This is a genomic window from Paenibacillus mesophilus, from assembly GCF_005938385.1.
GTDB lineage: Bacteria > Bacillota > Bacilli > Paenibacillales > NBRC-103111 > Paenibacillus_AB > Paenibacillus_AB mesophilus.
This window is the reverse complement of sequence record NZ_VCRA01000062.1, coordinates 1-10,284: the sequence shown is the minus strand read 5'-3', so window position 1 is coordinate 10,284 and position 10,284 is coordinate 1. Positions and strand designations below refer to the sequence as shown.

The window sequence follows — 10,284 nt, the reverse complement described above, 5'->3', positions numbered from 1 at the left end:
TTAGCCAACCATGCCCCTTGACGGGGCACCACAGAGATATGAAAATGGGGGCTAGACGTTTTATAATTAGATTACGGCTGGCGAGGGAGGTCGATGAACTATGGTGTCGCGAACCCAACCGTTAGTCTGACCCCAGCGACCTCGGTGCACCACGGAATGTTGCTCCCTCATGGGAAGCACGTAGGGTAGATTAACCCTTTTTGGTTGTTGCACCAGCCCTCAATTCGGTTTGCCGTAGAAGGGTGATTTTCATGGATGTTCTCATTGAACGGGCATGCGGATTGGATGTTCACAAAAAGAACATTACAGCTTGCATCGTTACACCCGAGGGAAAGGAGATCAGGACATTTCTTACCCACACCGTCTATCTTCTCGAGCTAATCGATTGGATCAAGGAACACCGCTGTACTCACGTAGCCATGGAGAGTACCGGTGTATTCTGGAAGCCTATCGTCAACTTGCTTGAGGCGGAAGACGTCGAGTTCCTCGTCGTGAATGCACAACACATGAAGGCTGTCCCCGGCCGAAAAACGGATGTGAAGGACTCCGAATGGATTTGCGATCTTCTCCGTCACGGCTTGCTAAAGGCAAGCTACATCCCTGATCGCAACCAACGTGAGCTGCGAGAGTTGGTCCGTTACCGCCGCAGCCTCATTCAAGAACGCGCCCGCGAACATAACCGGGTACAGAAAGTTCTGGAAGGCGCCAACATCAAGCTTGCTTCTGTTGTGTCCGATATTATGGGACTTTCCAGTCGGGACATGCTCGAGGCCATGGTGAATGGCGAGACAGACCCGGAAACGCTTGCCGGCTTCGCACGCAGAACGATGAAGAAAAAGAAAGAAGAGCTCGAGCTTGCGCTGCGCGGTAACATGAGCTCCCATCAGCCCATGTTGCTGAAAACGATGCTTACCCATGTAGACTTCCTAACGGAACAAATCGCCGAACTCGACATGGAGGTAGCCAAACGGCTCTCCCCTTTTCAGCAAGACCTGGATCGACTGGACAGCATTCCGGGAATCGCCCGGCGAACCGCTGAACAAATCCTTGCCGAAGTCGGGACTGACATCGGTTCGCGCTTCCCAAGTGCTGCGCACTTATGCTCATGGGTCGGTCTTGTTCCAGGTCATAACGAGAGTGCCGGTAAACGGAAGTCCTCCAGAACACGCAAAGGCAACAAATATCTCCGTTCCGCCCTCATTGAGGCCTCCCACTCCATACGGGGATCTGACAACTACCTCGGAGCTCAGTACAGACGAATCGCAGCTCGCAAAGGAAAGCACCGAGCAGCCGTTGCCGTAGCACATTCCATCATGACGATCGCATACCATTTGCTGACCCGACAGGAAGACTACAAAGATTTAGGCGTAGATTACTTTGAAAAACGACACCAGGACTCCATCGTCAAACAGACGGTTCGAAAGCTAGAGAATCTTGGCTTTACTGTAACCCTAGCCGCTCCCGAAGCATCCTAAACGATTCTCTCCATCTTCAAGGTGACGCAGCTTTTTAAAAAATCACTTGAGCTGCGCCTAGTTTCTTATTGTCTTTTTTGGACATACGCTATGAGTTATTTTCAGGGTAGTTCAACGAGGTATCGAGACTTATTCAGTTACCTTAGATTATTTCGACTCATAAGCAAATTTGTAATCAAAAATATGTATCGTAGTTATCCCTTTACCTACTCCATTATTTGCGTTCATTGAAATAACAAAGGTATTTGATGGATTTATAACTTCAATTTTGGATTTCCTCACAACGTATTTCCCATTGACTTCCTCGAAAATATAAGTGATATTGTTAATATTCTCGTAAATCACGCCTTCTCCATATTTTCCCTTAACATCTTCATACATACTTCCTATTCCAATACCTCTATTCGTTAAAAATTTCTTTGCAGTTTGCTTGTCTGACGATAAAATTAAGCCAACAACCTTGTTATCCCGATAAAACACTTCAAAACCATCATAGGAATATATCCCCAGAAAATTCTTATCATTGGATTTTCCAAACACCTTGTCAACTTGTTCTTTGCTCATACCAAAGCTAATTTTTGCATTTGTAGTTGATTCGTGGACTTGTAAATCACTTTGATAAAAGATCCCAGGCTCTTGCTTTTGCAAAACTTTCTCTGAGCTTGTTGAACAAGCACTTAAAGTCAATGAAATTAATACTAAAATAACCTGTAACATCATAAATCCCCCAATGTTTGAGATGAATACTAATATATCAATAACTTCGTATTCAATTTACAACTTATGGGGTGGAATGCATGCAGTTAGTTACGTTCTTTGCTCAACATTTCTCCCGTTAGCTCAAAGCCGGCGCGCCGAACGCTATGCGTCCGCATCTGAAAGGTCTAGGAAGACATTTGAAGCTGCTCGATCCAGCCGCTGTTATCAGTATATATTTGAAAACAGCGGCAGTCTGAACCGTAAAAATAGTCCTAGACTGCCGCTATTTGGTTGAACTAACAGTCTTCGTTAGCGTAACAATCAGTTTGAAATTCACTTTCCTAAAAAGGTTCTGACAACACGCACTATTATTTTGATACCGCATGCTGCAATTAAAACAAAACCTATATAACGGAACACAGTCTCAACATATTCTAAAATGCCACTCCAAATCACGAAATGCGGTATAGGCATTAGCAGCAGAACACTTCCGACTACAAAGCCGTAGAAAAAGATCCGAGTGTTATCATTACTCATTTCAATAGCCACCTTCCCAAGAGATTGTAGCTGGAGTTGTTGAATTATCGTCTCCGTTAGTTCAATGAATTACCAGTTGCCACGTGCGAAATTAACTATTTTTGCGCAGTACTTTATAAAGGATCGATGGTGAAAACAACGTGCTAACCGGGCGTAATAAGTTCATGACATAGATAAAAGCATTATAGATATCGGTATTTTGAGAAGAACGATGAAAGATCCGTCCGGTATACCATTGAAGAAGAGCAAGCCCAAAAGGCTTCTTCCCCACCACATGATGATAACGAAAATCCTCAATAATAATCATATTCCATACGGGGTCAATGACCTTAGAAATATTTCTATAGAATCGCTTAGTCAATCGGGTTGAAATCCCCTTCGTTTCTTTCCAATCTCGTTGGAGACAATCATCTAACACCAAAGCTTCCATAGCAGCTACTGACATGCCTTGTCCAAAAACCGGATCAAATCGACAGAAAGCATCACCAATAAATAAAAATCGTTGCGGAAGATTTTTGACCTTCTCATAATGGTGACGTACGATATAAGGAACCTTATGTAGTTTGACTTCCGAGAGAGGTTTTGCATCCTGAAGCTCATTGTAAATCATCGTATATGGCAACTTCTTTGTTAACTCGATAAAGTTTTGGGCAGAATCAAGATCGGAATGAGCCAGTTCACTATCGTATCCAAATAACGTGAAAATATGGCGATTTCCCTCAATACGACAAACTGCTCCTCCGATTTTTTCTATCGGCGCAGAAGGATACACCAGGAGAGTTGACCAATCCCTTTGCATAGCATTTAATTGGTAGATTTGACTAACATAACAAAGGTCAATTTTAACTTTTTCTTCGGGATCATGATAATTTCTCATTTGAAACCATTGATGAAATCTTGATCCATACCCGCTTGCATCGATGACCAAATCAGCGTAGAGATCCGTTCTCTGTGACGAAACTGCTTCTTTTGCCTGTACACCAAGAATGATGTTCTGATTCTCATCAAATATGGGTTGTAAAGCCATCATGTTATAATGGATACGCAAGTTTGGATTTTTTTCCACTAGAAGTCGAATATGTTTCTCCAAAAAAGGGCGACTTTGGAGATGAACAAATATTTCACCTTCAAACCTCTTTTTCCATACTCCGTGATGAAACCATTTGAGATCCTTTGAACCATTGATACGGGTTGAACCATCCTGTCTCATAGCTTGGACGATACCGGGGAATAGCTGTTCCAATGCTTGTTCCCCTCCCTTGAGTAAAGCATGGAGATGATATCCTTGTGGAACTTCCTTTCTGGGTTGTTTATCGTGAGGTTCTGCACCTCTTTCAAGTAAGGTTACGTCTTCAAAGTAACGACATAACACTTGAGCAGTACAAAGTCCGGCTATGCCGGAACCTATAACAATTGCATGTGCTCCTATTCTTCGTTTAATCATCTATTCGTTCCCTTCGTTTCGCCAAATGATCTTAATACATACATCACCGCACTATATGCTGCTACCTGAAATAATTTGATTTACTGTTCGTAACGCAGAAGAGATCGCACCTTCAATCCAACCGGGAAAAAGACTTGTATTATCGCCAGCAAAGTAAATTCTACCCTGTTCGGAAGACAGTGTTGGGAGCATTCGAATCATCTGTTTCGGCTTATACCAAGCATACGCACCACGGGAGTAAGGATTATGATCCCAAGAAAAGACCGTCCCACCTTCATAATTATTCGACAATTCAGGAAGCACCTGTTTGATTTCTGATACAGCTGAATAAATATTACCAACTCTAGATATTTCTCGCGCCGATTCACCGGAGGAGTAGGAACAAATTAACCCCCTCCTTGATGTCGTTTGAGTGAAGGTAGCATCAAGCAACCATCCAATTTTCAGATCTGTATTTACTGTAGCAAAGGTACTTAAGTTATGCCAGAATCTAGTTCGGCTTTGTATGACGGTACGCGTAACGGAGGTAGAAAGTTGATTTTGAATGACCTCATTTTTTTCTTTGCTAAGTGGCGGAGAAAAATGAATTGTACGCAGGACTGTAGAGGGAATGGCCACAACGACCCGATCACAGCAGATAGTGAAAACTTCGCCTGAATTATTAAATTGGATAGTTACTCCTTTATTACTTTGTTCAATATGCGTCACAGCACATCCATAACTGATATTAGAGCCAATTGTAAGGGCAAGCTTTTTAGGTAATTGATCCATTCCACCTGCTATAGTATGTGTACTTCTTTCGGAACTGGCCATTTTTAGGTCAAGCAGTCGCTGTAATGCGGATACTTTGCGAATACCATCACCTAACATCTGCATATATCCAATTTCAAACAGTTTAATCGCACCCGAAGATGCTCCTTGACCTTTAAGATATTCTTCCATTGTCATTGAATCGAGCTGTACCGCTTGTTTTGTGGGCCAGCCCGGCAAAAAAGGATTACCCGCTGCTTTAAGCCCCGGCTTAAGATACTTTTCCAAGATTCCCGCATATCCTAAAATTCTTTCCTCGGCTGTAAGTGAAACAGGCCATAGTGCAGGTTCATCCGGAGAATCTATTATTAATCTCCCGTTGATATAGGACAAACTTCTATTGGGGACTGGTAAATTTATTAATTGAACCCCGACTTGCCGGGCATAACTCAATGTGAGAAAATGATGCGCTCCAATGAAGGCAGCCCCCATTTCACAAAACATTCCGTCGGCAAATTGATCCCGCATTGTGTATATGCGACCACCCGGTTGACTATTTGCCTCTAATAAACGCACGTTATATCCTTGTTTCATAAGCTCCAAAGTGCATACCAAGCCCGCCATCCCTGCCCCAATAACTACAATTCGCTCAGGAAAACGACCTATCGCCATAAAGTCCGATTCCTCCAAATATTACTTTATATACATCATGCTTTTTTTATAATTCTTTAGTTCAATGGCACTTCTTATTATCCTATGCTGCCCGTTAGCATTCCTGTAGAGCTTCAATTATCAGATTTGCAAAAAAAAAAAGCGCCTCGGTACGATGGGAGTACGCAACGGGTCATAGCCCTTAAAATCCCATCATCCAGGAGGACGCTCTATCGCAGGACAGACAGAATCAACTCATTGAAAAATTTACTACTCCCGATCCAGAGGAAAAATCGGCCGCCTCACGTGCTCGTAACGGAAAGCCGTGAAATCGAACATCGACAGCCCCGGACTATCGACGGTGATGATCCGTTCGCAAAGCGGCTCGAACGCGGCCCGGAAATGGTGGCTCGATTTCAGCCCGACGAGCTTCATCGCACGCACGTCCAGACCGTGCAGCAAAAAGACTTGCTCGTCGAACACCTGGTTCCGCACCGAACATACGATAAAATCGAGTCCTTCCGCCTGCAGCCGGACGGATTTGCCAAGATCGGACCTCGTACCTTTGCCCATCGGCGAGGTGGTAACGAATTTGCCGTCCGTTAATGCTTTGACATACGCCCCAGATCGAGCGGTGAGCCATGCCAGTCATCCGTTTTCCCGCCGAGACGGATGTCGATGGTCGCGCCAACGCCCGCGGCATGAGCTTGCTCAGCCGTCTTCGGATCATAGATGAAGGCGAAGCACGCTTCCGAAAGCCCGCGCCCAAGCATCGCACGCAGCAAATAAGTGCCGTCGCCCGGTGTTCCGGCACCCGGATTGTCGGAAGTTTCGTTCAGCACGATTGGCCTCGCTTCCGACCGAAGCGCTAGGTCGATGCCCTCCTCCGGCTTCCGCTCCATTACTTTCGCGGCCAACGTCTCGGCCGTCCTTTCGGCCAGCAACGACAAGAACTTGACCCGCTTGTTGTTGCTTGTTGTTGCTCAGTAGCAGGTCGCCGCGGCGCCTGCTACTGATTTCGCTATCGTACCCCGTTTAGTTTAATCATTACCTCAATGATGCACGGTATACAAAATATGCTGGGACGTTAAAGAGTGAAAATGCAACCATCCATAAAGGGTGCAGTTTGCAATGTCTGTATGCCTGAATCATTGCCCATATGGCAAACAGTACCCAGTAAACTACAAAGCAAATAACGATTGCATTTATCCAGGCGAGATGAAAATGCTCGAAGTTAATGTTCACGATCCAACTTCCGTTTGAATAGGCTTTGCCCGCCATTCCGTTTAGATACATAATGTGTTTGAACGGCTTCGGATTTTGGTACTCGAACGCTTCCTTGAAATAAGAATCTGAGTTCTCCGGATAAATATAGAGGTTTTTGACCTGGGGGGCTTTCTCTACGTATTCAACAATGATTTCTTTGTCGCCTTCGCTGATTTCACGGTCGGCGTTCAGCACAGAAAGCGTAAACTCCTCAACGCTTTCCCGCTGGTAGAGCAACCGGTATTCGTTATAAGCAAAAATACATCCAATCAATATACCCAGTACTGCAAAAATAATTGCTGTACGTAACAAATTCACAGAGAAAACACGAGGCACCCGGAAATGTTCAACTACCTTCCGCCTCAACAGTTGTTCATCACCAAAACGCTCTAATGCAATCGAAACAGCTTCTTCTTCTGATTTTCCTTCTTCTTTTAACTCCTCAACCGCTTCTAACAAATGTACTCTCATTTCCTCTTTCAATTCTTTTGCTTCATTCCCATCAACATGGGCATATACAGAACTCACATACTCGTCAATTCGTTTCATTCGGCCTTTCGCTCCCTTCTAAAAAAGAATCCATTATTTTTTTTACAAATTGCCACTCCGAACGTTTACGATTTAATTCCTCATCACCTAAAGACGTAAGTTTATAGTATTTTCGTCTTCCACCAGGACCATGTTCTTCTCCCCAATATGAATCAACCCATTTGTTTTGCTCAAGCCGCTTTAGGGACAAATAAAGCGTGCCTTCCTTCAATTCAAATGTATTTTCACTTTTATCCCGAACCGTTTTTGCTAAGTCGTAACCATACATATCCCTGTTATGTAGCAATGAAAGAATCAGAGTATCAATGTGACCTTTTAAAACCTCTTTATTAATTTCCAATTTCACACCTCCTTATATTATTTATATTCTATATTACCTAATAATGCAAGGTATTCTTTCAAATAAAAGTGCTTTTCACTAGTCTACCCGTTACTTCAATGATGAAAAGCAGGTCGCCGCGGCGCCTGCTCCAGTAATAATCATTTCACTAACGTACCCTGTAGTGAAATGAATGGTCCAACTATTCAAAACATGTATGTTCATTTTCGGTACAACTTTGATGACAATCCGGGCAATGGATCATATTCGCTCGATAAGAATGATGGCAATCCGTACAATGCTGTTCACGGTGGTGGTATATTTGCTAGCAATCTGGGCACCGTTTAAATGTTGTATGACAAATTCCGCAATGGACCTCGTTTTCCTCAAATGTCACGTAAGGGCTGCAGAACCGTTCTCCCATTTCGACACAGCTTGTGGGCTTATATTCAAATGTTCTCCCAATTCCTGCTGCGTCCATTGCTTATTTAACCTCAACTTTTTAATATTCAAGCCTATATTTGATGCTGTTGGATCAGGCATTTTAATTATTCCTCCTCTTTGATCTTTTGTTCAATCATGACATACATGATCAGAGGGGACAATTAAATATTGGTTTAATAAAGCTCAACTAATAGTTGAGCACTGACCATTTTGGCGCTAGGGTAGCCGATCGATTCGCCGGCTGCCTCGTTAAGTCGTAATATTAAAGCTCTCGTACCACGTCAGCTTAGTCCTTTATATTAATCCCTGACTGCCCAACAAACTCCCATGTATCTCTCCAAGCATTGGCCAATGGACTTATATCAGTTATAACTGGTGCTTCTGAATAAATGGACGTAAGGGCCTTGATATGCTTCACAACATATTGGGAAATTGTAGTTTAACTATTTCTAGAGGAACTAAATACTGAGTTCTCCCTTCCGCTATAATGGGTAATGCTAATCCATTTATTATTCGTTTCGCAATATGTCGGCTCTCATGGCGTTTTAAACTTGACTTAGTTAATTCGACTTCCCCATCTTTTTTTATTATTGGTCCGATTAGGTTTGCCAACTCTAAACCCATTGGAGGTTCCTGAAGGAATTTTTCTGGGCTGATTCCGAACAACACTTCTGCATCATATCGGCAGGAATATAACCAGTATGCCTTGGTCCCTTTACCCATTTGATTTAGACGATCCTCACTGACACGCTGTATTACCAAAGCATCTCCACCGGGCAATTCTTTCGCCAATAATTCTACCTCACGTTTGACCTCGTTATCCGTCTTATTAGGTTGTTCGAATGCAAGAACTAAATCTAAATCAGAAACTCCCCAAATTGCATCCCCCCTTGCAACGGAACCTTTTACAAAGATAGATTGAAGACGAGAACTGAGATGCTCAGTAAAGCGTTTTACAACCAAATCGGTCAACGGTTTATAACGAATATCCATTCATTTCCCTCCACAAAGTTTACCGAGTAATCCTTGTCAATATTTTGCTTTTTCATCACTTAGTGCTGCTTTACTTAAACAAAAATGGATCTGCTCGGTAGCAACTTCTCAACTATGCTGCCCCGTTAGCGCAACGACGGCAGCCGAACATTTTGGTCGGCTGCCGTCGTGAAAGATTGATCAATACCACCATCACTTATATAGTTTCAATACGCTGTCTAATAATGGTTTTACATTGGTTGTTGTGAAACATTGGAGCCAAATTGATTTCTGTACAAGTACCTTTTGATACATATCCATTGGCCATTATTTCTTTATCCAGTTTAGCTTTCGTATGTATAATGTCATCGTATGTACCTTCATGTAATATTTGAGCAAACATACCGCCAGGGATCGTCTTTAGATGAATTGAATGATCAACGTGGCCAATACTATCCATCATCGCATGTTGAAGCAGTTGATCGTCTAGATAGTCAGGTACACATATCATGATAACAATAGACGCTTCATCACCTGCTCGGTCTTCACATTCAACTTCTGTAGGTCCGATAATAAAGTTTTTATTCAGGTTTTTTGCAGTGTAGTGTTTTACTCTGTTCAAACATTTATATATATTTTTGAAATCAGGCAGCTTACGAAAATCATATCTTCCGTACTTCGTTGTAACGATATATTTCAAATCGGGCAGCTCATGTATTCTTACTTGTTTACTCTTTTCTCCAGTGGAGTACACTCCTTTTAATTGCTTTTTCATATCATCTTTGATAATTTTAGACATTGTCATCTATACAACATCCTTTTTTAAATGTAATAAATACCCATAAATATTCTACCGAATGTATGTTCGATTGTAAATAAAAATTATCTGTGATACCACCACGTTAAACTGCCCGTTAGCTTCATCCCATTTCCAATTTATGGCCCCCTCCCTCAACCGTTTTTTGTTCAGTCGCGGCTAAGGATGGTATGTTCTTGTCCCCATTCGGGTAACGATGTAAGTTCTTGTCCAGCGAAATGGACAAGAACTTATACATAAAAAATATAAAGCCGAAACTTTCATTGAATGTATGTTCTTGTCCTCCAAGAATGTCAGCCATGGCCTGACAGCCACTACATAAGAATCAAAATCAATCTGTGGAGTATGTTGTCATGTTCTT

Annotated in this window: 12 protein-coding genes; 1 reads left to right on the top strand and 11 read right to left on the bottom strand. The window is 42.7% G+C overall.

What is annotated here, in order from left to right; all coding sequences use genetic code 11:
• The first annotated feature begins 251 nt into the window (after positions 1 to 251).
• Positions 252 to 1,475: an IS110 family RNA-guided transposase gene (locus FE783_RS36850; protein ID WP_138884383.1), complete on the top strand. Its 1,224-nt coding sequence runs from the start codon at positions 252 to 254 to the stop codon at positions 1,473 to 1,475.
• Between the two features lie 147 nt (positions 1,476 to 1,622).
• Here FE783_RS36850 and FE783_RS36845 read toward each other — a convergent pair whose 3' ends face one another.
• The 11 genes from FE783_RS36845 to FE783_RS36800 all read right to left on the bottom strand — a co-directional run bounded on the left by FE783_RS36845 (position 1,623) and on the right by FE783_RS36800 (position 9,911).
• On the bottom strand, positions 1,623 to 2,192 hold the full coding sequence (locus tag FE783_RS36845) for a hypothetical protein (protein ID WP_138884382.1): 570 nt from the start codon (positions 2,190 to 2,192) through the stop codon (positions 1,623 to 1,625).
• Between the two features lie 315 nt (positions 2,193 to 2,507).
• On the bottom strand, positions 2,508 to 2,711 hold the full coding sequence (locus FE783_RS36840; RefSeq protein WP_138884381.1) for a hypothetical protein: 204 nt from the start codon (positions 2,709 to 2,711) through the stop codon (positions 2,508 to 2,510).
• 91 nt (positions 2,712 to 2,802) lie between these two features.
• On the bottom strand, positions 2,803 to 4,155 hold the full coding sequence (locus FE783_RS36835; protein WP_138884380.1) for an FAD-dependent oxidoreductase: 1,353 nt from the start codon (positions 4,153 to 4,155) through the stop codon (positions 2,803 to 2,805).
• Positions 4,156 to 4,206: 51 nt separating this feature from the next.
• On the bottom strand, positions 4,207 to 5,577 hold the full coding sequence (locus tag FE783_RS36830) for a flavin monoamine oxidase family protein (RefSeq protein WP_138884379.1): 1,371 nt from the start codon (positions 5,575 to 5,577) through the stop codon (positions 4,207 to 4,209).
• 249 nt (positions 5,578 to 5,826) lie between these two features.
• Positions 5,827 to 6,129 carry an MlrC C-terminal domain-containing protein gene (locus FE783_RS38795; protein ID WP_274381479.1) on the bottom strand — a complete coding sequence of 101 codons (303 nt, stop codon included), beginning with the start codon at positions 6,127 to 6,129 and terminating at the stop codon, positions 5,827 to 5,829.
• Between the two features lie 29 nt (positions 6,130 to 6,158).
• On the bottom strand, positions 6,159 to 6,506 hold the full coding sequence (locus tag FE783_RS38790; RefSeq protein WP_274381478.1) for an MlrC C-terminal domain-containing protein: 348 nt from the start codon (positions 6,504 to 6,506) through the stop codon (positions 6,159 to 6,161).
• 97 nt (positions 6,507 to 6,603) lie between these two features.
• Positions 6,604 to 7,371 (bottom strand): permease prefix domain 1-containing protein, encoded by a 768-nt coding sequence (locus FE783_RS36820; protein WP_138884378.1) that lies wholly within the window; start codon positions 7,369 to 7,371, stop codon positions 6,604 to 6,606.
• On the bottom strand, positions 7,358 to 7,711 hold the full coding sequence (locus tag FE783_RS36815) for a PadR family transcriptional regulator (protein WP_138884377.1): 354 nt from the start codon (positions 7,709 to 7,711) through the stop codon (positions 7,358 to 7,360). Before FE783_RS36815 ends, FE783_RS36820 begins: the two co-directional genes overlap by 14 nt.
• A gap of 372 nt (positions 7,712 to 8,083) precedes the next feature.
• Positions 8,084 to 8,233: a helix-turn-helix domain-containing protein gene (locus tag FE783_RS36810; protein ID WP_138884376.1), complete on the bottom strand. Its 150-nt coding sequence runs from the start codon at positions 8,231 to 8,233 to the stop codon at positions 8,084 to 8,086.
• A 315-nt stretch (positions 8,234 to 8,548) separates the two neighbouring features.
• Positions 8,549 to 9,127, bottom strand: a complete 579-nt coding sequence (locus tag FE783_RS36805) for a nucleotidyltransferase domain-containing protein (protein ID WP_138884375.1) — start codon at positions 9,125 to 9,127, stop codon at positions 8,549 to 8,551.
• A gap of 196 nt (positions 9,128 to 9,323) precedes the next feature.
• Positions 9,324 to 9,911, bottom strand: a complete 588-nt coding sequence (locus tag FE783_RS36800; protein ID WP_138884374.1) for a GyrI-like domain-containing protein — start codon at positions 9,909 to 9,911, stop codon at positions 9,324 to 9,326.
• Positions 9,912 to 10,284: the final 373 nt, after the last annotated feature.

Coding starts and splice junctions, on each gene's coding strand:
- FE783_RS36850 (WP_138884383.1), top strand. CDS start 252: ATGGATGTTCTCATTGAACGGGCATGCGGATTGGATGTTCACAAAAAG.
- FE783_RS36845 (WP_138884382.1), bottom strand. CDS start 2,192: ATGTTACAGGTTATTTTAGTATTAATTTCATTGACTTTAAGTGCTTGT.
- FE783_RS36840 (WP_138884381.1), bottom strand. CDS start 2,711: ATGAGTAATGATAACACTCGGATCTTTTTCTACGGCTTTGTAGTCGGA.
- FE783_RS36835 (WP_138884380.1), bottom strand. CDS start 4,155: ATGATTAAACGAAGAATAGGAGCACATGCAATTGTTATAGGTTCCGGC.
- FE783_RS36830 (WP_138884379.1), bottom strand. CDS start 5,577: ATGGCGATAGGTCGTTTTCCTGAGCGAATTGTAGTTATTGGGGCAGGG.
- FE783_RS38795 (WP_274381479.1), bottom strand. CDS start 6,129: ATGGGCAAAGGTACGAGGTCCGATCTTGGCAAATCCGTCCGGCTGCAG.
- FE783_RS36820 (WP_138884378.1), bottom strand. CDS start 7,371: ATGAAACGAATTGACGAGTATGTGAGTTCTGTATATGCCCATGTTGAT.
- FE783_RS36810 (WP_138884376.1), bottom strand. CDS start 8,233: ATGCCTGATCCAACAGCATCAAATATAGGCTTGAATATTAAAAAGTTG.
- FE783_RS36805 (WP_138884375.1), bottom strand. CDS start 9,127: ATGGATATTCGTTATAAACCGTTGACCGATTTGGTTGTAAAACGCTTT.
- FE783_RS36800 (WP_138884374.1), bottom strand. CDS start 9,911: ATGACAATGTCTAAAATTATCAAAGATGATATGAAAAAGCAATTAAAA.